Origin of the sequence: Micromonospora cremea (genome assembly GCF_900143515.1) — a bacterium.
Classification (GTDB): Bacteria; Actinomycetota; Actinomycetes; order Mycobacteriales; family Micromonosporaceae; genus Micromonospora; species Micromonospora cremea.
In genome coordinates, this window is the sequence record NZ_FSQT01000002.1 from 4,142,647 (window position 1) to 4,165,339 (window position 22,693).

The 22,693-nt window shown below is 69.9% G+C and carries 18 protein-coding genes; 17 read left to right on the plus strand and 1 reads right to left on the minus strand.

Annotated features, from left to right (window positions below; genetic code table 11):
* Positions 1-41 precede the first annotated feature (41 nt).
* The 15 genes from BUS84_RS32965 (at position 42) to mmsB (ending at position 18,380) form a co-directional block, all read left to right on the plus strand.
* Positions 42-566: a hypothetical protein gene (locus BUS84_RS32965; RefSeq protein WP_074318280.1), complete on the plus strand. Its 525-nt coding sequence runs from the start codon at positions 42-44 to the stop codon at positions 564-566.
* Between the two features lie 71 nt (positions 567-637).
* Positions 638-1,480, plus strand: coding sequence for a DUF4097 family beta strand repeat-containing protein (locus BUS84_RS32970; RefSeq protein ID WP_074318281.1), 843 nt, complete (start codon positions 638-640; stop codon positions 1,478-1,480).
* Between the two features lie 44 nt (positions 1,481-1,524).
* Positions 1,525-2,481 (plus strand): ATP-binding cassette domain-containing protein, encoded by a 957-nt coding sequence (locus BUS84_RS32975; RefSeq protein ID WP_074318282.1) that lies wholly within the window; start codon positions 1,525-1,527, stop codon positions 2,479-2,481.
* Entirely contained in the window at positions 2,478-3,266 is a 789-nt protein-coding gene (locus BUS84_RS32980; RefSeq protein ID WP_074318283.1) for an ABC transporter permease, read from the plus strand. The genes BUS84_RS32975 and BUS84_RS32980 overlap by 4 nt, the downstream gene beginning before the upstream one ends.
* Before the next feature lie 252 nt (positions 3,267-3,518).
* A complete protein-coding gene (gene araB / locus BUS84_RS32985; protein WP_074319286.1) occupies positions 3,519-5,201 on the plus strand; it encodes a ribulokinase in 1,683 nt (560 codons plus the stop codon).
* Complete coding sequence (locus tag BUS84_RS32990; protein ID WP_074318284.1) at positions 5,198-5,890, plus strand: L-ribulose-5-phosphate 4-epimerase; 693 nt, start codon at positions 5,198-5,200, stop codon at positions 5,888-5,890. Before araB ends, BUS84_RS32990 begins: the two co-directional genes overlap by 4 nt.
* A 127-nt stretch (positions 5,891-6,017) precedes the next feature.
* Complete coding sequence (locus tag BUS84_RS32995) at positions 6,018-7,022, plus strand: ABC transporter substrate-binding protein (RefSeq protein ID WP_425293478.1); 1,005 nt, start codon at positions 6,018-6,020, stop codon at positions 7,020-7,022.
* 117 nt (positions 7,023-7,139) lie between these two features.
* Positions 7,140-8,681, plus strand: coding sequence for a sugar ABC transporter ATP-binding protein (locus BUS84_RS33000; RefSeq protein ID WP_074318286.1), 1,542 nt, complete (start codon positions 7,140-7,142; stop codon positions 8,679-8,681).
* Positions 8,678-9,748 (plus strand): ABC transporter permease, encoded by a 1,071-nt coding sequence (locus BUS84_RS33005; RefSeq protein ID WP_074318287.1) that lies wholly within the window; start codon positions 8,678-8,680, stop codon positions 9,746-9,748. Before BUS84_RS33000 ends, BUS84_RS33005 begins: the two co-directional genes overlap by 4 nt.
* Positions 9,745-10,734 carry a galactofuranose ABC transporter, permease protein YjfF gene (gene yjfF / locus BUS84_RS33010; RefSeq protein WP_074318288.1) on the plus strand — a complete coding sequence of 330 codons (990 nt, stop codon included), beginning with the start codon at positions 9,745-9,747 and terminating at the stop codon, positions 10,732-10,734. The genes BUS84_RS33005 and yjfF overlap by 4 nt, the downstream gene beginning before the upstream one ends.
* A gap of 26 nt (positions 10,735-10,760) precedes the next feature.
* Entirely contained in the window at positions 10,761-12,263 is a 1,503-nt protein-coding gene (araA, locus tag BUS84_RS33015; RefSeq protein WP_074318289.1) for an L-arabinose isomerase, read from the plus strand.
* Between the two features lie 303 nt (positions 12,264-12,566).
* Positions 12,567-13,556: a LacI family DNA-binding transcriptional regulator gene (locus BUS84_RS33020; RefSeq protein ID WP_208869782.1), complete on the plus strand. Its 990-nt coding sequence runs from the start codon at positions 12,567-12,569 to the stop codon at positions 13,554-13,556.
* A gap of 814 nt (positions 13,557-14,370) precedes the next feature.
* Complete coding sequence (chvE, locus tag BUS84_RS33025; RefSeq protein ID WP_074318290.1) at positions 14,371-15,513, plus strand: multiple monosaccharide ABC transporter substrate-binding protein; 1,143 nt, start codon at positions 14,371-14,373, stop codon at positions 15,511-15,513.
* Positions 15,514-15,594: 81 nt separating this feature from the next.
* Entirely contained in the window at positions 15,595-17,133 is a 1,539-nt protein-coding gene (gene mmsA, locus BUS84_RS33030) for a multiple monosaccharide ABC transporter ATP-binding protein (RefSeq protein ID WP_074318291.1), read from the plus strand.
* Entirely contained in the window at positions 17,130-18,380 is a 1,251-nt protein-coding gene (gene mmsB / locus BUS84_RS33035) for a multiple monosaccharide ABC transporter permease (RefSeq protein WP_074318292.1), read from the plus strand. Before mmsA ends, mmsB begins: the two co-directional genes overlap by 4 nt.
* Positions 18,381-18,778: 398 nt before the next feature.
* Here the strand turns inward: mmsB and BUS84_RS33040 are convergent, their stop codons facing one another.
* Positions 18,779-20,155 (minus strand): CBM96 family carbohydrate-binding protein, encoded by a 1,377-nt coding sequence (locus BUS84_RS33040; protein ID WP_074318293.1) that lies wholly within the window; start codon positions 20,153-20,155, stop codon positions 18,779-18,781.
* Between the two features lie 221 nt (positions 20,156-20,376).
* On the opposite strand from BUS84_RS33040, the gene BUS84_RS33045 reads away from it, so the two are divergent.
* The gene (locus BUS84_RS33045; protein ID WP_244298800.1) at positions 20,377-21,657 is read left to right on the plus strand and encodes an MFS transporter; all 1,281 of its coding nucleotides are present in this window, start codon (positions 20,377-20,379) and stop codon (positions 21,655-21,657) included.
* The gene (locus BUS84_RS33050; protein WP_084757690.1) at positions 21,654-22,640 is read left to right on the plus strand and encodes a TolB family protein; all 987 of its coding nucleotides are present in this window, start codon (positions 21,654-21,656) and stop codon (positions 22,638-22,640) included. The genes BUS84_RS33045 and BUS84_RS33050 overlap by 4 nt, the downstream gene beginning before the upstream one ends.
* Positions 22,641-22,693: the final 53 nt, after the last annotated feature.

Here is a 22,693-nt window from a genome sequence, read left to right on the forward strand (position 1 = left end):
GAGGGTTGCACGCTGAGCCAAAGTGGTGCCATGATGGTGCCATGGACCTGAGGCCGTACGTCGAGAACCTGCGTAACGAGTTCGCCGTCGCCGCGGAGGGGGTTGACCCGGACGCTCGGGCGCTGGCCGAGCGGCTCTTCACCCAACTGGAGGCGGCGACCCGCCTCACGCTGCTCGAGGCGCTGTCCGACGCGGCCGAAGAGATCACCCGCGAGCTAGCGCCCGGGTCTGTGCACGTCCGGCTGCGCGGTCGCGAGCCTGACTTCGTGGTGGCGCCGGCCAACCCGCCGGCCGACAGCGTTGGCGAGCAGATCCCCGCGCCCACGCTGCCGGCGCCGGTGCTCGCACCGGGCGGCGACGACGGCGGCACCTCGCGGATCAACCTCCGGCTTCCCGACCAGTTGAAAGCCAGCATCGAGGAAGCTGCTGGCCGGGCCGGACTGTCGGTCAACGCCTGGCTCGTGCGTGCGGTCGCCGGCGCCATCGGGGCTGGCGAGCCGGACCGTCGCCCGGCCCGCCGGACGGAGCCGCGCTCCGGCCAGCACTTCACCGGCTGGGCGCGCTGACCGCGTACCCCCTCGTTCTTCCCGCCGCTCACCTGCAGCGCTGCCCGCTGCCCACATTCCGGGAGACCACCATGCCTGTTTTCGATACGCCAGAGCCCATCTCCGTCCAGATCGAGCTGCCCGTCGGGGACGCGTGGATCGCCGCGACCGACCGCACCGACACTGTCGTTCAGGTGCGGCCCCGTGACCCGTCGAGCAAGGCCGACATGAGCGCCGCCGAGCAGACCACCGTCGAGTACGCCGCCGGCCAACTGATGATCAGAGCGCCGAAGAGTTGGCGTCGCTACGGCTTCGGCCCCGGACCCTCGGTCGACGTCCTGATCGAGGTGCCGACCGGGTCGCGGTTGCACGCCAAGGCATCCTGGGCGGCGTTCCGCTGCGAGGGGCGGCTCGGCGAGTGTCACGTCAGGACCGGAGGTGCGATCCGGCTCGACCGGACCGGGCCGCTGGACATCGACTCCAGCCACGGCGAAATCGTTGTGGAGCACGTCGCCGGATCAGCCCGGGTGAAGGCGTCCTCCGGCAAGGTACGCATCGGCGCGGTCGACGGCCTCGCCGAGATCAAGAACTCCTCCGGCGACTGTTGGATCGGCCAGAGCAACGGCGACGTCCGGGTCAACACCGCCTACGGCGACGTCACCGTCGACGAGCCGATGGCCTCGGTGACGGCACGCACGGCCTACGGCAACGTCCGGCTGGGCGAGGTCGTACGAGGGTCGATCGAGTTGCAGACCTCCTACGGAGCCATCGAGGTCGGCGTCCGCCGCGGGACCGCCGCCTGGCTCGACGTCAGCTCCCGCCATGGCCGGGTGCACAACGCGCTCGACACGACCGACAGCCCGGCCCAGACCGACGACACGGTCGAGGTCCGGGCGAGCACCGACTACGGCGACATCATGATCCGCCGCGCCTGATGAACGATGCCCGGCGGCCCCCCCGTCCAGGAATAGAGGAGACCATGGCCAGCCCTTCCCGACCCGCGATAGTCGCCACCGGCCTGCGCAAGTCCTACGGCGACAAGGTCGTGCTCGACGGCATCGATCTGGAGATCGCCGAAGGAACGATCTTCGCGCTGCTCGGCCCCAACGGAGCCGGTAAGACCACCACTGTGCAGATCCTGTCCACCCTGATCAGTGCCGACGGCGGCGACGCCCTCGTCGGCGGCCACGACCTGATCCGGGAGCCCGACGCGGTACGCGCACTGATCGGTGTCACCGGCCAGTTCTCGGCCGTCGACAACCTGCTCACCGGCCGGGAGAACCTGAGCCTGATGGCCGACCTGCGCCACCTCGGCAGGGCGGCAGGCCGACGACGCGTCGTCGAGCTGCTGGAAACGTTCGACCTGACGGAGGCGGCGGACAAGCCGGTGGCGACGTACTCCGGCGGTATGCGCCGCCGGCTCGACCTCGCGATGACCCTGGTCGGGGACCCGCGCGTCATCTTCCTCGACGAGCCGACGACCGGCCTCGACCCGCGCAGCCGCCGGGCGATGTGGCAGATCATCCGTGATCTCGTCGCCGATGGCGTCACCATCCTCCTGACCACTCAATACCTCGAAGAGGCCGATCAACTCGCCAGCCGGATCGCCTTCCTCGACCACGGCCGCCTGATCGCCGAGGGCAGCCCGCACGAGCTGAAACGGCTCATTCCCGGGGGTCACGTCGTGTTGCAGTTCGCCGACCACGCGGGGCTCGACTCCGCCGCCGGCCTGCTGGCGGCGGGTACCCGGGACGACGCGGCGCTGACCCTGCAGGTCCCGAGCGACGGCGGGGTCGGGTCGCTGCGATCCCTGCTCGACCAGCTCGACCGCGCCTCGGTGAGCGTGGCCGGTCTCACCGTGCACGGCCCGGACCTGGACGACGTCTTCCTCACCCTGACCGGCCGACCCGACAACGAAAGGGCCATGGCGCGATGAGCACCCTCACCCTCGCTGCCCGCGATTCGAGCACGATGCTGCGGCGCAACATCCTGCACATGCGGCGCTATCCGTCGATGACGCTCCTGCTCATCGGCATGCCGGTCATCCTCCTGCTGCTCTTCGTCTACGTCTTCGGTGGCACGCTCGGCGCCGGCCTCGGACCGACCGGCGACCGGGCCGAGTACGCCAACTACGTCACCCCCGGCATCCTGCTCATCGCCGTGGTCAGCGGCGCGCAGGGCACCGCCATCTCGGTTGCCATGGACATGACCGAGGGCATCATCGCCCGGTTCCGCACCATGGCGATCTTCCGACCGTCGGTCCTCACCGGCCACGTGCTGGGCAGCCTGCTCCAGACGCTGCTCAGTCTCGCGGTCGTGACCGGTGTGGCACTGCTCGTCGGCTTCCGGCCGACCGCCAGTCCGGTCGAGTGGCTCGCTGCGATCGGCGTCATCGCCATGATCACTCTCGCGCTCACCTGGCTGTCGGTCGCTCTCGGACTGATCAGCGAGAGTGTCGAGACGGCCAGCAACCTGCCCATGCCGCTGGTGCTGCTGCCGTTCCTCGGAAGCGGGTTCGTCCCCACCGATTCGATGCCGACGGCGGTGCGGTTGTTCGCCGACTACCAGCCCTTCACGCCCGTCATGGAGACCCTCCGCGGCCTGCTGCTCGGCACCGGAATCGGCAGCAACGCCATCCTCGCGGTGGCCTGGTGCGCCGTCACCACCGTGGTCTGCTTCTTCTGGGCCAGGGCGCTGTACAACCGCAACCCCGCCCGCTGATCGCAACCCCGCCCGCTGATCGCAGCGCCGATCGCGGTCGACGAGCCGCGACAACCCGAAGGCCCGGCCGCCAGGCCGGGCCTTCGGCGTTTCCATGCTCGGGCTGACGTTGCCCATCGGGGCGCCCGGCGACGAGCGCCCGCGTACCGACGCCGCGGCACCCCGGCGGCGTTACGGAGCTGTTGCCGACAGGTGTCTTGACGAGGGTGGATGTGAGCGTTAACACTTGGCCCGTCGACGGTGGAGGTGGACATGAATCCTGTGGACGGAGCCGGCGAACGCTACGTCGTCGGTGTCGACTTCGGCACCCTGTCCGGGCGAGCCCTGGTGGTCCGGGTCGGCGACGGCGCCGAGCTGGGGACCGCGGTGCACGAGTACGGCGACGGAGTCATCAGCGCCGCCCTTCCCGGAGGTCGGCCGCTGCCGCCGGACTGGGCCCTGCAGAATCCGGAGGACTACCGCGACGTGCTGCGGTACGCCGTCCCGGCGGCCGTGTCCGCCGCGGGGGTGGACCCCACCGCGATCGTCGGGATCGGCATCGACTTCACCGCCTGCACGGTGCTGCCGACGTTCGCCGACGGCACGCCGCTCTGCGAGGCGCCGGAGCTGCGCGACCGTCCGCACTCCTGGGTGAAGCTCTGGAAGCACCACGCCGCCCAGCCGCACGCCGACCGGATCAACGCCCTGGCCCACGATCGGGCGGAGCCCTGGATCGGCCGGTACGGCGGCAAGATCTCCGCCGAGTGGCAGTTCGCCAAGGGCCTCCAGATCCTGGAGGAGGACCCCGAGGTCTACCACCGCGCCGAGCGCTTCATCGAAGCCGCGGACTGGATCGTCTGGCAGCTCAGCGGCACCGAGACCCGCAACGTCTGCACGGCCGGTTACAAGGGCATCCTGCAGGATGGCCAGCACCCGTCGCAGAGCTTCCTGACCGCGCTCAACCCGGACTTCGGCGACTTCGTCGCCAAGCTGGACGGTCCCCTGCTGCCACTCGGCGGCCGTGCCGGCACGCTCACCGCCCATGCCGCGGCCTGGACCGGCCTGCCGGAGGGGATCGCGGTGGCCGCCGGCAACGTCGACGCGCACGTCACCGCCGCCTCCGCGCAGGCCGTGGAGCCCGGTCGACTCGTGGCCATCATGGGTACCTCCACCTGCCACGTGGTCAACAGCACGCACCTCGCCGAGGTGGCCGGAATGTGCGGCGTCGTCGACGGCGGCATCAGCGCCGGCGCGTGGGGCTACGAGGCCGGGCAGAGCGGAGTCGGCGACATCTTCGGCTGGTTCGTCGAGCACGCCGCCCCGGCCGGGGTCGCCTCCCACGAACGCCTCACCGAACTGGCCGCCAGCCAGCCGGTCGGCGCGCACGGCCTGATCGCGTTGGACTGGTGGAACGGCAACCGGTCACTGCTGGTCAACCACGACCTCAGCGGGATGATCGTCGGGATGACCCTGGCCACCCGGCCCCAGGACGTCTACCGGGCGCTGCTGGAATCCACGGCGTACGGCACGCGGATGATCATTGAGGCGTTCGTCGAGGCCGGGGTGGCCGTGAACGACCTGGTGATCGCCGGTGGTCTCACCTCCAACGAGCTGCTGATGCAGATCTACGCCGACGTGACCAACCGGCCGCTGAACATCATCGCCTCCGCGCAGGGACCGGCGCTCGGATCGGCGATCCATGCCGCCGTCGCCGCCGGCGAGTACCCGTCGATCCACGAGGCGTCGCAGGCGATGGGCCGGGTGCACGAGGCCGTCTACCGACCGGACCCGGACCGGGCGCGCGCGTACGACGCCCTCTACGCCGAGTACCGGTCGCTGCACGACCACTTCGGTCGCGGTGGCAACGACGTCATGCTCCGCCTGCGGGCGATCCGCAATGCGGCGATCGAGGCCGGCGCAACCACGCACGAGACCGCACTGGAGGTGGTCGCATGAACGCCGAGCTGACCCGACAGATAGGCGAACTGCGCGAGACGGTCGCCCTCCTGCACGCCGAACTGACCCGGTACCGCCTGGTGTCCTGGACGGCCGGCAACATCTCCGCGCGGGTTCCCGGTCGGGACCTCATGGTCATCAAGCCGAGTGGCGTCGGCTACGACGACCTCTCGGCGGACACCATGGTGGTCTGCGACCTCGATGGCGTCCTCATCGAGGGGGACCTCGCCCCGTCCAGCGACACCGCCGCCCACGCCTACGTCTACCGGGCGATGCCGGAGGTCGGCGGGGTGGTGCACACGCACAGCTCGTACGCCACCGCCTGGGCCGCCCGCGGGGAGGCGATCCCCTGCCACCTCACGGCGCAGGCCGACGAGTTCGGCGGGGAGATCCCGGTGGGCCCGTTCGCGCTGATCGGCGGGGACGACATCGGCAAGGGCATCGTCACCACGCTCGCCGGGCACCGCTCACCCGCGGTGCTCATGCGTAACCACGGCGTCTTCACCATCGGCCGCGACGCCCGCGCGGCGGTCAAGGCGGCGGTCATGTGCGAGGACGTCGCCCGCACCGCGCACCTGGCACGCGCACTCGGGCAGCCGGTGCCGATCGCGCAGGCGGACATCGATGCGCTCTACCACCGCTACCAGAACGTCTACGGCCAACAACCGACCTCACCGGCGAGTTCCTGACCGGCGACCCCGGCGCAGCCCGCCGGGCTGCACCACCCGACGGCACCAGCACGCACCACCCGCGTACGCCGCCCGCCCCTCTCGGCGGTTGGCGCGGTCACCCACCACACCCAGCCAAGGAGATCCGATGAGAAAGATGCGAACGCAGTCCGCTCCGTGGCGCGCTGTCGCGGTACTCGCCAGCGTGCTGCTCGTCGGCGGCGTGGCGGCCTGCGGCAACAGCGACACCGGCGGTGGCTCCGCCGCCGACGACGGCAAGATCACGCTGGGCTTCTCCCAGGTCGGTGCGGAGAGCGGCTGGCGTACCGCGAACACCACCTCCATCAAGGAGGCCGCCGCGGCCGCGGGCGTCGAGCTGAAGTTCGACGACGCCCAGCAGAAGCAGGAAAACCAGATCAAGGCCATCCGCAACTACATCCAGCAGAAGGTCGACGTGATCGCCTTCTCGCCGGTGGTGGAGTCCGGGTGGGACACCGTGCTCAAGGAGGCCAAGGATGCCGGCATCCCGGTCATCCTGACCGACCGCTCGGTCGACTCGGCCGACAAGAGCCTCTACAAGACCTTCCTCGGCTCGGACTTCATCAAGGAGGGCCGGCTCGCCGGCGAGTGGCTGGTCGAGCAGAAGAAGACCGCGTCGGGCCCGGTGAACATCGTCGAGTTGCAGGGCAGCGCGGGCGCCGCCCCGGCCAACGACCGCAAGAAGGGCTTCGCCGAGGCGATCGCCGCCAACCCGAACCTGAAGATCATCGCTTCGCAGACCGGTGACTTCACCCGGGCCGGCGGCAAGGCCGTGATGGAGCAGTTCCTCAAGGCCAACCCGAAGATCGACGTGCTCTTCGCGCACAACGACGACATGGGTCTCGGGGCGCTCGAGGCGATCACCGCCGCCGGCAAGGTGCCCGGCAAGGACATCACCATCATCACGGTCGACGCCGTCAAGGACGGCATGCAGGCTCTCGCCGACGGGAAGTTCAACTTCATCGCGGAGTGCAGCCCGCTGCTCGGCCCACAGCTGATGGACCTGGCCAAGAAGGTCCACGCGGGCGAGGAGGTGCCTGCTCGGATCGAGACCGAGGAGACCACCTTCACGCAGGAGCAGGCCAAGGAAGCACTGCCGAACCGTAAGTACTGATCGACGCCTGGGGCCGCCGCGCTCGCGCGGCGGCCCCGCAGCGTCGGCAAATCCCCCGAACGGACCGGGAGCGCAGCGGCCCTTCCGCGTCGACAACCCCAGAAGAGGTCTGATGGGATGACGGATAGCCGTCCGGTCCTGACGATGACCGGGATCAGCAAGTCCTTCCCCGGGGTGCGTGCACTCCACGACGTCAACTTCCGACTCTTCCCCGGCGAGGTGCACGCCCTGATGGGCGAGAACGGGGCCGGCAAGTCGACCCTCATCAAGGTGCTGACCGGCGTCTACGACACCGACGAGGGCTCGATCACCCTCGACGGTGCGCCGGTGTCCTTCAGCGGGCCGATGCAGGCGACGGCCGCCGGGGTGAGCACCGTCTACCAGGAGGTCAACCTCTGCACCAACCTCTCGGTGGCGGAGAACATCTTCATCGGACGCGAGCCCCGGCTCCTGGGCGCCGTCCGCTGGGGTGAGGTCCGCCGCCGCGCCCGTGCGCTCCTGGCCCGTCTCGACCTCGACCTCGACGTCAGCGCGCCGCTCGGCTCGTACTCCCTCGCCATCCAGCAGATGGTCGCCATCGCCCGCGCCATCGACATCCAGGCCCGGGTGCTGATCCTGGACGAGCCGACGTCCAGCCTCGACGCGGGCGAGGTCGCGCAGCTGTTCCGCATCATGCGGCAACTGCGCGACGAAGGCATCGCGATCCTGTTCGTGACCCACTTCCTCGACCAGGTCTACGAGATCGCCGACCGCATCACCGTGCTGCGCAACGGCGGGCTCGTCGGCGAGTACCCGACAGCCGAGCTGCCCCAGCTCGGCCTCGTCGAGAAAATGATCGGCAAGGAACTCGACGTCCTCGAGGGCATCGAGGAGCACTCCCGACGGGACCTGGCCGCCCTGGAGGAGGGCACTCCGCTGGTGGCGGTGTCGAGCCTCGGCCGGGCGGGCGCGGTCGAGCCGTTCAACCTCACGATCCACGCCGGTGAGGTGGTGGGCCTGGCAGGCCTGCTGGGTTCCGGGCGTACCGAGGTGGCGAGGTTGTTGTTCGGTGCCGACCGGGCGGACGGCGGTCAGGTCGCGGTCGACGGCACGTCGAGCAGTCTGCGTACCCCCGCGCAGGCCATCGATCAGGGCGTCGGCTTCTGTTCGGAGAACCGCCGCGCGGAGGGCATCGTCCCTGACCTGTCGGTCCGCGAGAACATCATCCTCGCCATGCAGGCCGCCCGCGGCTGGCTGCGGCCGATCCCGCGCCGCCGCCAGGACGAGCTGGTCGACAAGTACGTCAAGGCCCTCAACATCCGGCCGGCGGACCCGGAGGTGCCGGTACGCAACCTCTCCGGCGGCAACCAGCAGAAGGTGCTCCTGGCCCGGTGGCTGATCACCGAGCCCCGGCTGTTGATCCTCGACGAACCGACCCGGGGCATCGACATCGGGGCGAAGACCGAGATCCAGAAGCTCGTGACGCAGTTGTCCGACGGTGGCATGGCGGTGCTGTTCATCTCCGCCGAGCTCGAGGAGGTGCTGCGCCTCAGCCACAAGGTGGCCGTCATGCGGGACCGGCAGATGGTCGCGCAGCTCGCCAACGACGACGGCCTCGACGCCGACCGCATCATGCAGACCATCGCCAGTGGATCCCACCGGGAGGAGGAAGACCGATGAACGACACCATGGGCCGCTACCGGACGATGGTGGGTCACCGGCTGTTCTGGCCCGCCGCCGTGCTGGTCGTCATGCTCGCCGCGAACACGGTCTACCGGCCCGGGTTCCTGTCCGTCGAGCTCAAGGACGGGCACCTGTACGGCACACCGATCGACATCCTGCGGCTGAGCGCGCCGCTGATTCTCGTCGCGCTGGGCATGACCGTCGTCATCTCGACCGGCGGCATCGACCTGTCGGTCGGGTCGATGTGCGCGATCAGCGGCGCGATCGCCTGCATGTACATCAGTCAGCAGCCCGACCAGAACAGCCTCCCCGTGGTGCTGACCGCCCTGGCCATGGCGCTGGGGGTGGCGCTCGTGCTGGGCGCCTGGAACGGGGTGCTGGTGGCCGTGATCGGAATCCAACCGATCATCGCCACCCTGATCCTGATGGTGGCCGGCCGAGGGCTCGCTCAGCTGATCACCGAGGGCCAGATCATCACCATCAACTCCGAGCCGTACCGGGCGATCGGGCTGGGCCACGTGCTGACCCTGCCCCTGGCGATCCTCATCGCCCTGGCGGCGGCGCTGCTCGTCGGCGCGTTCACCCGTCGTACCGCGCTCGGCATGATCATCGAGTCGGTGGGCGGCAACGCCGAGGCGAGCCGGCTGGCCGGCATTCGCTCCGGTCGGGTCATCTTCCTCGCGTACGTCCTCAGCGCCGTCTGCGCGGCCGTCGCCGGCTTCATGATGACGGCCAACGTCTCCAGCGCCGACGGCAACGCCGCGGGCCTCTGGGTGGAGCTGGACGCCATCCTCGCGGTCGTCATCGGCGGTACGTCCCTCGCGGGCGGCCGGTTCTTCCTCAGCGGCACCATCCTCGGCGCGCTGATCATCCAGACCCTGACCACCACGGTGTACGCCATGAACATCTCGCCGCAGACCTCGCTGCTGTTCAAAGCGGTCGTCGTCATCGCCGTCTGCCTCATCCAGGCGCCGGCCTTCCGGGCGCGGTTCACCCGCCGAAGGAGCAGCGCTCCACCGCCCAGCACCGTCACCGACTCGCCGAAGGAGCAGGTGCCGGCATGACCACTGGATCGCTCACCGCTGGCCGTACCCGGCTCCGGCTGCCGAGGCGGCAGATACCGGTCCTGGCCACGCTCGCCCTGCTCCTGGTCATGTACGGCGTCGGCGTGTCGCAGTACCAGGCGTTCTCCAACGTGCAGGTCATCTTCAACGTCTTCATCGACAACGGCTTCCTGCTCGTCGTCGCGGTGGGGATGACCTTCGTGATCCTCACCGGCGGCATCGACCTGTCCGTCGGCTCCGTCGTCGCCATGACGGCGATGGTGTCGGCCTCGCTGCTCCAGCAGGGCCTGCCGGCGGCGCTCGTGCTCGTCATCGCCCTGCTGATCGGCCCGACGCTCGGCCTGCTGATGGGCTGCGCCATCCACTTCTTCGACATCCAGCCGTTCATCGTCACGCTCGCCGGGATGTTCTTCGCCCGCGGGATGTGCACGTTCATCTCCGGCTCGTCCATCCCGATCACCGACGGGTTCTGGACCAGGATGTCGCAGGAGCGGATCGGAGATCCCCGGGGCAACTTCGTCTCGATCAGCGTGCTCATCGCCTTCGCGGTGGTTGTCGTCGCCGCCTACACGTTGGCCTACACCCGTCTCGGGCGCAACGTCCACGCCATCGGCGGCAACCCGCAGTCGGCGCTGCTGATGGGCCTGCCGGTGGGGCGTACCCGGATCGCCGTCTACACGATCAGCGGTCTGTGCTCAGCGATCGGCGGGATCCTGCTGTCCTTCTACACCCTCTCCGGCGCGCCTCTGATCGGCGTCGGCATGGAGTTGGACGTCATCGCGGCGGTCGTCATCGGCGGCACCGTGCTCACCGGTGGCTCGGGGTACGTCTTCGGCACGGTGCTCGGCGTCCTGGTCCTGGGCGTGATCCAGACGCTCATCACCTTCGACGGGAGCCTCAACTCCTGGTGGACCAAGATCGTGATTGGGGGTCTGCTCTTCGCGTTCATCCTCCTGCAACGCCTGATCGGAATCCGTTACAAGTGACCGCCCCTCTCGCGGAAGGCAACCCCATGGCACCACACAGCGCACCCGAGATCTGGTTCCTCACCGGCAGCCAGGGCATGTACGGCGAGGAGACTCTTCGGCAGGTCGCCGAGCAGTCCCGTGCGATCGCGGCCGCGCTCGACGACTCGCCGCAGATTCCCGCCCGGGTGGTCTGGAAGCCCGTCCTGACCAACAGCGGTGAGATTCTGCGGGTCTGCCGCGACGCCGCTGCGCAGGGTGCGATCGGGGTCGTTGCGTGGATGCACACCTTCTCGCCGGCGAAGATGTGGATCGCCGGGCTGGACGCCCTGCAGACGCCGCTGCTGCACCTGCACACCCAGGCCAACGTCCTGCTGCCGTGGGACGAGATCGACATGGACTTCATGAACCTGAACCAGGCCGCCCACGGCGACCGTGAATTCGGGTACATCCAGACCCGGCTCGGTGTGGCACGCAAGACCGTGGCCGGGCATGTCAGCGATCCCCGGGTGACTGCCCGGGTCGGGGCGTGGGCCCGCGCGGCGCTCGGCTGGTCGGCGATGCGGTCGCTGCGCCTGGCCCGCTTCGGCGACAACATGCGCGACGTCGCCGTGACCGAGGGCGACAAGGTCGAGGCGGAGCTGCGCTTCGGGGTGTCGGTCAACACCTACGGCGTCAACGACCTGGTCCAGGTGGTCGACGAGGTCGCCGACGCGCAGGTGGACGACCTGGTCAAGGAGTACGACGACACCTACCGGATCGCCCCGGAGCTGCGTCCCGGGGGCGAGCGGCACGACTCGCTGCGCTACGCCGCCCGCCTGGAGCTCGGCATGCGCGCCTTCCTGGACGCCGGCGGGTTCCGGGCGTTCACCACCAACTTCGAGGATCTCGGTGGGCTGCGTCAGCTGCCCGGCATCGCCGTGCAGCGACTGATGGCGGACGGCTATGGGTTCGGTGGCGAGGGCGACTGGAAGACCTCCGTGCTGGTCCGGACCCTCAAGACGATGTCCGTGGGCGTGGACGGTGGCACGTCGTTCATGGAGGACTACACCTACGACCTCACCCCGGGCGAGGAGCTGGTGCTCGGCGCGCACATGCTCGAGGTCTGTCCGACCATCGCCGGCGGCGTGCCGAACGTGGAGATCCATCCGCTGAGCATCGGCGGGCGCGAGGATCCGGTCCGGCTCGTGTTCGACGCCGCACCCGGTCCGGCGGTGGTGCTCGGGCTGGCCGACATGGGTGACCGTTTCCGGCTCGTGGCCAACGAGATCGACGTGGTGTCTCCGCCGCAGCCGCTGCGGCGGCTGCCGGTGGCCCGGGCGGTCTGGCGTCCGCGACCGCACCTGCCCGGGTCGGCCGAGGCGTGGATCACCGCCGGCGCACCGCACCACACCGTGCTGTCGCAGGCGGTGGGCGTGGAGGAGTTGCACGACCTGGCCGAGATGAGCCGTACCGAGCTGGTCGTCATCGACGCCGACACCGAGCCCCGCCGATTCGCCGACGAGATCCGTTGGAACCAGGCGTACTACCGACTGGCGCGCGGCTTCTAACATGATCACGAGGCGGTGAGGCAGTGACCGTGACAGGCGGCGTGACAGGCGGCGTGGCCGGCAGGATGTCCTGCCCCGGCAGGAGACGCCCGCGCCGCCCGGGGCGTCGCCCCGGGCCAGCCGCACGCCTGGTCAGGGCGTTGGCTGGCGTAGACTGTGGGCCATCCAGCGCTGGTCAGCGGGGGTTTGGCGCCGACGTGGTGGCTGAGCGCCGGAATCGGCGGACCGCTCCAGTCGACGTCGGTGGGCCGCGGCTTCGGGTACGCAGACGGGGGAAGTGACATGGCCGTGCATGGTCCGGCGATGACGGACGTCGCCCGTCTGGCCGGTGTCTCGCACCAGACGGTGTCGCGGGTGCTGAACGGGCATCCCAATGTCCGTGAGCAGACGCGGTTACGGGTGCGGGCGGCGATCGCGGAACTGGGCTATCGGCCCAACGGCGCGGCGCGTGCGTTGGTGACCGGCCGGTCGCAGGTGATCGGCGTGGTGGCACAGAACACGACGTTGTACGGGCCGGCGTCGTTGCTGGCCGCGTTGGAGCAGACCGCCGCGGAAGAGGGCTTCGCGGTGAGTGTGGGCAGCGTGCGGGACCTTGACTACCGTTCCATCTCGGCAGCGGTCGAGCGGCACCTGTCGCACCGGGTCGCCGGCATCGTCGTCATCGCGCCGGTGGAGTCGGCCGGTGAGGCGCTGGAACGCCTGCCCAAGGACGTCCCGCTGGTCACCGTCGACGGTGACCCACGCCGTCCGGTGCCGTTGGTGACGGTCGACCAGGTGGCGGGTGCCCGTGCGGCGACCCAGCATCTGCTCGACGCCGGACACCGCACGGTCTGGCACGTGTCGGGGCCGTCCGACTGGTTCGACAGCGTTGGGCGGATCGAAGGCTGGCGGGAGGCGCTGCTGGCCGCCGGGGTCGACCCGCCACCGTTGATGCAGGGGGACTGGTCCGCGGCCTCGGGATACCGGTGCGGGCAGCTGCTGGCGCGGATGCCCGAGGTCACCGCCGTCTTCACCGCCAACGATCATCTCGCGCTCGGCGTGCTGCGGGCGTTGCACGAGTTCGGTCGGCGGGTGCCGGCCGAGATCAGCGTGGTCGGCTTCGACGACGTGCCGGAGGCGGCGTACTTCATTCCACCGCTGACCACCGTCCGGCCGGACTTCGACGCCGTGGCGCGGGCGAGTATCCAGCTGTTGCTGGCCCAGATCGAATCGGGTACCGGAGGGGCCCTGCGGCAGACCATCGCTCCGACCCTGGTCGCCCGCGACAGCGTCGCCGAACCGCCCCGCCGCTGACGGCGTCAGGCCCGGCCGCCCGCCGCCCGCCGCCCGCCGCCCGCCGCCCGGCCGCCCAGCCGCACAGCCGCACCGGCGGGCACTGCGAGGGCACGTGCCTCGCCGCACGCACCCGGCATCGCCTGTGCGAGCCCGCGCCATCTCCGATGCAGACCGGCCCCGTTTCCACCGCCGGCACCTCCGCTGCTCCCTGTCGAGCTGCCCCAGATATGGGGCAGCGCTCGGACCTGCCGTCGTCGGGCCGCCCGACAGGTCGGCGCCGCTTGATCGACTCGGTTTCGTTGATATGGCGGTGTCGGAGTGTTGGGGATGCCCCGATATCGGTGATACCGAGTCGATCACCAGTCGGCCTTTAGGGCGCAGATCCGCAGGGGCAGCCGTCCGGCCGGGCCGGTCTGGCCGGGATCGCTGTACGGCCGGTCGCTGCCGGCCAGGCCGGCGGCTCCGGATCACTTGATCGACTCGGTTTCGTTGATGTCGCGGTGTCCGGGCGTTGGCGATGCCCCGACCTCAGCGATGACGAGTGGATCACCCCTGACAACCCCGAGGCGCAGGTCCGGTGGGCCAGCGACCACCGGACAGGGCTCGGCCCGCCTGCCCTGCGCGGCGGACATCGCGCCGACCGGGACGCAAGTCACTGTGTCCGAGTGGAGGGCGTGTTCGGGATGCCCTTGCCAAACGTGCCGCCGTTACGAGACCGTGACACCGGTATTTCCGGCTAAGTGTTGACGTGCGTTATGTGAGCGCTAACACTACCCGGGAAGATGACAGGTGGCCCCGGCGGTCGGCGGGGGAGTCCAGAGAGGAGAAGCCCGTGGGCAGGAAGTTCCTGGTTGCTCTCGGCGGCGCGGTGCTGGCGCTGAGCCTGGCGGCGTGCAGTGGCGAGGGTGCTGGCAGCGGCGGTGACACCAGCGCAGAGAAGCCCGGCGACCTGACCATCGGTGTCTCGATGCCGACGCAGACCTCCGAGCGGTGGATCGCCGACGGCAACGCGGTGAAGCAGAAGCTGGAGGCCAAGGGCTACAAGGTCGACCTCCAGTACGCGGGCGACGACATCCCCACCCAGTCGCAGCAGGTCGACCAAATGATCACCCAGGGCGCGGACGTTCTGGTGATCGCGGCGATCGACGGTACGGCGCTCAGCGGCCAGTTGCAGGCCGCCGCCGACGCGAAGATTCCGGTGATCGCGTACGACCGGCTGATCCGTGGCAGCAAGAACGTCGACTTCTACGTCAGCTTCGACAACTACAAGGTGGGCGTCGCCCAGGCCACCGCTCTGCTGGTCGGCCTCGGCCTGCAGAACAAGGACGGCTCGAAGGGCACCGCGAAGGGTCCGTTCAACGTCGAACTCTTCGCCGGCTCGCTCGACGACAACAACACCCAGTACTTCTTCGGCGGGGCGATGGACACGCTGAAGCCGTTCATCGACGGTGGCACGCTGCGGGTCAAGTCGCGCCAGACCACCATCGAGCAGGTGGCCATCCTGCGGTGGCAGCAGGAGACCGCGCAGAAGCGGATGGAGGACCTGCTCACCTCCAGCTACAACGACGGCGCGCGGGTCGACGGGGTCCTGTCGCCGTACGACGGCATCTCCCGCGGCATCATCACCGCCCTGCAGAACGCCGGCTACGGCACCGCGGGTAAGAAGATCCCCGTGGTGACCGGCCAGGACGCGGAGATCGCCTCGATCAAGCTGATCAACGATGGCGTGCAGAGCTCCACGGTCTTCAAGGACACCCGCCTGCTCGCGGACCAGGCCGTGAACGCCGCCGAGGCGTTCCTGCAGGACAAGCAGCCGCAGGCCAACGACACGCAGACCTACAACAACGGCGTCAAGGTCGTGCCGTCGTACCTGCTGCCGATCGCCACGGTCTACAAGGACGACATCAAGGCCACGCTGATCGACTCCGGTTACTGGACGGCCGAAGAGGTCGCCGCCGGGCAGGCCAAGAACTAGCCGTCCGCCGGGCTCGGCGCTCGTCGCCGGGCCCGGCGCCATGGCGTACCGCGTCCCGATCTGACGATGAGGACAGTGACCATGGACGACACCATCCTCGAGATGCGTCGCATCACGAAGACCTTCCCCGGGGTGACCGCGCTGGAGGACGTCACCCTCGCGGTGCGCCGCGGCGAGATCCACGCCATCTGTGGCGAGAACGGCGCCGGCAAGTCCACCCTGATGAAGGTGCTGTCCGGCGTCCACCCGGCCGGCTCGTACGACGGCGAGATCCTGTTCGACGGCAAGCCGATGCAGTTCCGCGGCATCCGGGACAGCGAGGCCAACGGCATCGTCATCATCCATCAGGAACTCGCCCTGGTGCCGTACCTGTCGATCGCCGAGAACCTCTTCCTCGGCAACGAACGCCGCGGCCGCAGCGGCCTCATCGACTGGAACCGGGCCAACGCCGACGCGGCGGAACTGCTGGCGTCCGTCGGGTTGCACGAGAACCCCGTCACCCCCGTCATCCAGCTCGGCGTGGGCAAGCAGCAGCTGGTGGAGATCGCCAAGGCGCTGTCGAAGAAGGTGCGCCTCCTCATCCTGGACGAGCCGACCGCCGCCCTCAACGACGTCGACTCGGCCCACCTGCTCAACCTGTTGCGGCAGCTCAGGGAGCAGGGGATCACCTGCATCATGATCTCCCACAAGCTCAACGAGATCACCGAGATCGCCGACTCGACCACGGTCATCCGGGACGGGCGCGCGGTGGAGACCCTCGACATGAGGGCCGACGACGTGACCCAGCAGCGGATCATCCGGGGCATGGTCGGGCGCGACCTGGACAGCTTCTACCCCGACCGGGTGTCGTCCCCCGGCGAGGAGGTGCTCCGGATCGAGGACTGGACGGTACGGCACCCGACCCAGGACCGGCTGGTCGTCGAGGGCGTCGGCCTGTCCGTGCGGGCCGGTGAGGTCGTCGGCATCGCGGGGCTGATGGGGGCCGGGCGTACCGAGCTGGCGATGAGCGTGTTCGGCCGGTCGTACGGCCGCGACATCAGCGGCCGGCTGTTCGTGCACGGGCGGGAGGTGAAGGCCCGTACCGTCGCGGAGGCGATCGACCACGGCATCGCCTACGTCACGGAGGACCGCAAGCGGTTCGGCCTGAACCTCATCGACGACGTCCGCCGCAACGTTTCCGCCGCGGCGTTGGCCAGGCTGGCCCGGCTGGGCTGGGTGAACGGCAACGAGGAGATCAAGGTCGCCGAGGCGAGCCGGCGGGAGATGAACATCAAGGCGCCCAGCGTCATGGCGGTGGTCGGCAAGCTCTCCGGCGGCAACCAGCAGAAGGTCGTCCTGTCGAAGTGGCTCTTCACCGACCCCGACGTGCTGATTCTGGACGAGCCGACGCGCGGGATCGACGTCGGGGCCAAGTACGAGATCTACACGATCATCAACCGGCTCGTGGCCGAGGGCAAGGCGGTGATCATCATCTCCTCCGAGCTGCCGGAGCTGCTCGGGATGTGTGACCGCATCTACACCCTCGCCGCCGGCCGGATCACCGGTGAGAAGCCGGTCGGCGAGGCGACCCAGGAGAGCCTCATGGAGCTGATGACCAAGGACAAGGAGCTCGTCGGATGACCAGCATCAAGACCCCCTCGACGGAGCGCCCGACGCCCCCGGACCGCGCGCCGGCCGCCGCCCTGCACACCGGGACGAGCGACCTGCGGGCCCTGGTGTTGAACAACCTGCGGCAGAGCGGGATCTACGTCGCCCTGGTCGTCATCGTCGCGCTCTTCGCGATCCTGACCGACGGGGTGTCGCTGAGCCCCGGGAACATCACCAACATCGTCCTGCAGTACTCGTACATCCTGGTCCTCGCGATCGGGATGGTCATTCTGATCATCGGCGGGCACATCGACCTGTCGGTGGGGTCGGTGGTCGCGCTGACCGGAGCGGTCTCCGCGGTCCTGGTGATCCAGCAGGGCTACCCGTGGTGGGTCGGCGTCCTGGCCGCGCTCGTCGTCGGCGTCGCGGTCGGCGCCTGGCACGGCTTCTGGGTGGCGTACGCCGGGATCCCAGCCTTCATCGTGACCCTCGCCGGGATGCTGCTGTTCCGTGGCCTCACCCTTCGGGTGCTCGACAACATCTCGCTGTCTCCGTTCCCGGCCGAGTACCAGCGAGTCGCGGCGGGATTCCTCAACGGACTGCTCGGCGGGCAGGGCTTCGACGCCTTCACCCTGCTGATCGGCGCCGTGGCCGTGGCCGGGTACGCGGTGAGCGGCTTCCGCACCCGCGTCGCGCGGATCCGCTACCAGCAGCCCGTCGAGTCGTTCCCACTGTTCGTCGCCCGGGTCGCCGTGGTCGGCGCGGTCATCATGTACTTCGCCTGGCAGTTGGCGCACGCCCGTGGGCTTCCGATCGTGCTGATCGTCCTGGCGGTCCTCGTCTTGGTCTACGGCCTGCTCACCCGGCGTACCGTCTTCGGTCGTCAGGTCTACGCGATCGGTGGCAACCTCTCGGCCGCGGCCCTGTCGGGGGTGAAGGTCCGCACCGTCAACTTCTGGATGTTCGTCAACATGGGCTTCCTGGCGGCGGTCGCCGGCGTCATCTACTCCTCGCGGTCCAACGGCGCCCAGCCCGCCGCCGGCAACATGTTCGAGCTGGACGCGATCGCCGCCGCGTTCATCGGTGGCGCGGCGGTCACCGGCGGGGTGGGCACCGTGGTCGGCGCTATGGTCGGTGGTCTGATCATGGCGGTGATGAGCAACGGCATGCAGCTGATGGGCGTCGACCAGTCGACCCAGTCGGTGGTAAAGGGGCTCGTCCTGCTCGTCGCCGTGGCCTTCGACGTCTACAACAAGCGACGCGCCGCCGGGACCCGCTGACGCCGCGTCCTCCAGGGACCTACCGACTGGTCGCCGGCTACGACAAGCAGCCGCGGGCCCGCTGCACACTCCAGCGCGCGGATCGCACTGAGAGTGCACGCCCCTCTGGGCTGCGCCCGCCCTGTGCGAGTCCTGTCGAGCTGCCCCACATATGGACCGCCGCCGCAGTAGCCGCCGTCCGGTCCGCTCCGGTCCGCTCCGGTGCGGTGCGGTGCGGTCCGGTCCGGTGTTGTGCGGATTGGCGATGGCCCATATCTGGGCCAGCTCGACAGGGTCCGGCCAGGCCCTGACCACCGCCCGCACGCTCGGCGTCTTCCGCGTCGATGCCACCGGAAACGTGGCCGCGATTCAGGACAGTGATCCCGCTGCGGCCTGAACGGCGCAGCGGGATCGACGGATCAGTGGCAGTTGCCGGTGCCGCTGTCGTTGTAGGTCTGCCCGGCGACCGGCACGAACTGCCAGTCGTAGCTGCCGGCGTGCAGGGTGAACTTCAGTACGCCGAAAGCCGAGCTGTTGCGAGCCTCGCTGTCGGGCTGGATGGTGCCGAAGCCGTAGTGGTCGGCGCCGCCCATCCCGGCGACGAAGCTGCGCATGCCCCGGCTGGCGTCGTAGCCACCGGCCGGGTTCATCGGGCCGAACCGCTCGTACACGTGGTTGTGCCCCCAGACGACCACGTCGGCGTTGTGGTCGTATAGCGCCTGGTACAGCGGCCGCGTCGACGTCGACGGCGCGTGGTTGGAGCTCGACGTGAACAGCGGGTGGTGCCAGTAGGCCAGGGTGCACGGCCTGCTGCTGGCCGCGAGGTCGGCCCGCAGCCACTGCTCCTGGGTGGAGCCCGCCGACATGCTGATGTTGGAGTTCAGCGCCACGACATGCCAGTTGCCGAGGTCGTAGGAGTAGTAGCCGCGGCCGCTGGGGCCGGCCTGCGTACCGAAGTAATTGAAATAGGGGGTGGCTCCCGACGTGTTGTAGTCGTGGTTGCCGGGCGTCGGGCGGGTACGCGCCTTGTGCCGGCCCCAGGTGGGGGCGTAGTAGCTGCTGAACTCGGCCGCGGTGCCGTTGCTGTAGACGTTGTCGCCGGTGGTGAAGACCGTTCCGGGGATGTTGTCGAGCAGTGCCGCCGTGGCGGTGTCGCCGGAGCGGGAGTTGGCGATGTCGCCGGCACCGACGAGGACCGGGTCGCCGGAGGGCGGCGGTGTGGTCCCGGTCGTGACCACCAGCTGCGGGGCGTCGGCTCCGCCTCCGCGCGAGTCGTAGTAGGCGCCGTCGCCGCTGGCGGAGGTCACCCCGAAGCTGTACGTGCCGTTGCCGGTCACCGCGGCCCGGACGTCCAGCTCGTACCAGGTGTCGCCGCTGACCGCCCCGATCGAGCCGAGCGTGGCCCCGTCGATGGCCGGCTGGTTGCTCCAGGTGGTGCCGGTCTCCGACCAGCTCGTGTTGGACATCCGCCGGAACGTGCCACCGGAGTCGCTGCCGCTGTTGCCGCTGATCGTGCGCAGCCGCAGCTTGGCGGTGGTCACCGTGCCGCTGACGCCGCTCACGGTGAAGCGCAGGAACGACCGCCGGACGGGGGAGTTGTCGACCACGATCTGGGTTGACGTGCCGTAGTTGGTGGACGCCGTGTCGCTCTGGACGTAGGTGTCGGCGACCGGCATGAAGGTCACGCTCGCCGCGGACGCCGCTCCTGCGCCGGTCACAACGACGGCGGCGGTGGCGGCGACCAGCACCGCGACCGCCCCCAGCATCACCGGCGGGCGGGGAATTCGGTTGTCCATTCAGGACCTCTTGTCTGCGTTTGTCAGGCGCAAGGAACGTAGGAAGGTCGCCGAACCGGCGGACTACGGCCAGATGAACAGTACGCTCGACCAGCGAAACATTTCGATGTTCCAGCCGAGTTCATCCACCGCATGTCTGCCTGCCACTCCCGGTCTCTTGTGTCCCGTCCGATCAGCTCGCAGGATGGCTGACCGTCAGCCCGCGATCCGAGGAGATGCTCGTGTACCTGTCGACCGTCTCCCGACCGGACGCCGACCCGCCCTCCTCCGGACGGCCCCGTCGCGGGCTGGCCCTGGTCAGCGGCAACGTCGTCGCCCTGGGCACGGTCAGCCTGATCACCGACGTCTCCGCCGAGATGGTGACCGCCGTCCTGCCGCTCTACCTGGTGCTGGGTCTGCAACTCAGCCCGCTGGCCTTCGGCGTGCTCGACGGCGTCCACACCGGCGCGAGCGCCCTCCTACGAGTCGTCGGTGGCTTCGCCGCCGATCGGTTCGGCCGGCGCAAGCTGGTCGCCGGCGTCGGCTACGCGCTCTCGGCGGTCGCCAAGCTCGGCCTGCTGCTCGCCGGCCGGTCGGTGCCGGCCATCGGCGCCGTCATCGCCGTCGACCGGCTCGGCAAGGGCCTACGCAGCGCACCGCGCGACGCGCTGATCACCCTCTCCACGCCAGCCGAGGCGCTGGGCCGGGCGTTCGGTGTGCACCGGGCGATGGACAGTGTCGGCGCGTTCCTCGGGCCGCTCGCCGCGTTCGCGGTCCTGCTGGTCGTCGGGCAGTCGTACGACGCGGTCTTCGTCACCAGCTTCTGCGTCGCCGCACTGGCCGTCGTCGTGCTCGTGCTCTTCGTCCGGGAGCGCCCACCCGGCGAGCCGACGGACCGCCCGGGCGACCCGAAGGTCTCCGTACGCGAGGCGCTCGGTCTGCTGCGCAGCCGCCCCACCCGCCGCCTGCTGCTGGCGGCGGCACTGCTCGGGCTGGCCACGATCGGCGACGGCTTCGTCTATCTGCTGCTGCAACGCCGCGAGGACCTCGGCCTGCGGTGGTTTCCGCTGCTCGCGGTGGGGACCAGCCTGGCCTACCTGGTCCTCGCCGCGCCACTCGGTGTGCTCGCCGACCGGATCGGCCGACTGCCGGTGGTGGTGGGCGGCTACGCGGCCCTCGGCGCGACGTACCTGCTGCTGGCCGGCCCCGTCCACGGCTGGCCGGTGCTCGCTCTGACACTGGCGCTGTACGGGACGTTCTACGCGGCCACCGACGGCGTGCTCATCGCGCTCGCCGGGCCGGTGCTGCCACCACGGCTGCGGACCACCGGCATCGCGCTGGTGCAGACCGGGCAGGCGCTGGCGTACCTCGTCTCCTCGGTCCTGTTCGGGCTCACCTGGCAGGCGTGGGGACCGGACACCGCCATCCGGCTCGCGGCCCTGGCCGTCGCCGGGGTCCTCGTCGTCACGGTGCTCCTGCTCGCCTCCCCGTCCCGCCTGTTCACCCGGAAGGTGCCCCGATGACTGCGATGTCGACCCGAACGAAGCTCGGTGTGGTGGCCGTCTCGGCGGTGCTGCTGGGCACCGTGGCGGCCGGCTACGCCGCCACGGCTGGGCAACGGGACCGGACCCCGCCGCCCGCCGCCGGCGCCGATCAGGCGGTCACCCTGGCGCCCGGGCCGCGCCTGCTGGCGATCACCGACCGGCACGTCTCCTCCGTCGCCACGGCCGACCCCACCGGGCCGCGCACCGTGTCCGGCCTGGAGTGCCTTCGGGTGTACGCGGCGGCCGGCACCGGCGTCTGCCTGAAGCCGGAGACGCCCTGGACGTACCAGGTCGTCGTGCTCGACGCCGCGCTGCGACCGACGCGGGCGATCCCCGTGCCCGGCCTGCCCAACCGGGCCCGGGTCTCGTCCTCCGGCCGGATGGTCTCCTGGACCACGTTCGTCGGCGGCGATTCCTACACCAGCAGCGGGTTCTCCACGCGCACCGGAATCCTCGACACCACCACCGGCGCCGCGGTGATGTCACTCGAGGAGTTCGCGGTCACCCGGGACGGCCGCGCCTACCGCAGCCCCGACGTCAACTACTGGGGCGTCACCTTCACCGCCGACGACAACCGCTTCTACGCGACCATGTCGACCGACGGGAAGCGGTACCTCGTCCGGGGTGACGTCGCCGCCCGCACCGTCGAGACGGTGCGGGAGAACGTCGAGTGCCCGTCGCTGTCGCCGGACGGCACGCGGATCGCCTTCAAGGAGGCCATCGACGCCGACCCGGCGAAGGGCTGGCGGCTGTCGGTCCTCGACCTGGCGACCATTCGGGTGACACAGACGGCGGAGACGGCCAGCGTCGACGACCAGGCGGCCTGGCTGGACGCCGGCACGCTGGCCTACACGCTGCGCCAGAGCGACGGCCGACCCGATGTCTGGACCGTCCCGGCCGACGGGTCCGGTACGCCGAAACTGGTGCTGCCCGGCGCCGAGTCCCCGTCGCCGCTCACCTGACGGCGAGCGCGGCGGGGGGAACTGCCCCGACAATCCTGTAGCGGGGCCAAGCG

Bases quoted from the DNA above. Each gene is read 5' to 3' on its own strand.
- BUS84_RS32965 (WP_074318280.1), top strand. From the start codon at position 42: ATGGACCTGAGGCCGTACGTCGAGAACCTGCGTAACGAGTTCGCCGTC.
- BUS84_RS32970 (WP_074318281.1), top strand. From the start codon at position 638: ATGCCTGTTTTCGATACGCCAGAGCCCATCTCCGTCCAGATCGAGCTG.
- BUS84_RS32975 (WP_074318282.1), top strand. From the start codon at position 1,525: ATGGCCAGCCCTTCCCGACCCGCGATAGTCGCCACCGGCCTGCGCAAG.
- BUS84_RS32980 (WP_074318283.1), top strand. From the start codon at position 2,478: ATGAGCACCCTCACCCTCGCTGCCCGCGATTCGAGCACGATGCTGCGG.
- araB (WP_074319286.1), top strand. From the start codon at position 3,519: ATGAATCCTGTGGACGGAGCCGGCGAACGCTACGTCGTCGGTGTCGAC.
- BUS84_RS32990 (WP_074318284.1), top strand. From the start codon at position 5,198: ATGAACGCCGAGCTGACCCGACAGATAGGCGAACTGCGCGAGACGGTC.
- BUS84_RS32995 (WP_425293478.1), top strand. From the start codon at position 6,018: ATGAGAAAGATGCGAACGCAGTCCGCTCCGTGGCGCGCTGTCGCGGTA.
- BUS84_RS33000 (WP_074318286.1), top strand. From the start codon at position 7,140: ATGACGGATAGCCGTCCGGTCCTGACGATGACCGGGATCAGCAAGTCC.
- BUS84_RS33005 (WP_074318287.1), top strand. From the start codon at position 8,678: ATGAACGACACCATGGGCCGCTACCGGACGATGGTGGGTCACCGGCTG.
- yjfF (WP_074318288.1), top strand. From the start codon at position 9,745: ATGACCACTGGATCGCTCACCGCTGGCCGTACCCGGCTCCGGCTGCCG.
- araA (WP_074318289.1), top strand. From the start codon at position 10,761: ATGGCACCACACAGCGCACCCGAGATCTGGTTCCTCACCGGCAGCCAG.
- BUS84_RS33020 (WP_208869782.1), top strand. From the start codon at position 12,567: ATGACGGACGTCGCCCGTCTGGCCGGTGTCTCGCACCAGACGGTGTCG.
- mmsA (WP_074318291.1), top strand. From the start codon at position 15,595: ATGGACGACACCATCCTCGAGATGCGTCGCATCACGAAGACCTTCCCC.
- mmsB (WP_074318292.1), top strand. From the start codon at position 17,130: ATGACCAGCATCAAGACCCCCTCGACGGAGCGCCCGACGCCCCCGGAC.
- BUS84_RS33040 (WP_074318293.1), bottom strand. From the start codon at position 20,155: ATGGACAACCGAATTCCCCGCCCGCCGGTGATGCTGGGGGCGGTCGCG.
- BUS84_RS33050 (WP_084757690.1), top strand. From the start codon at position 21,654: ATGACTGCGATGTCGACCCGAACGAAGCTCGGTGTGGTGGCCGTCTCG.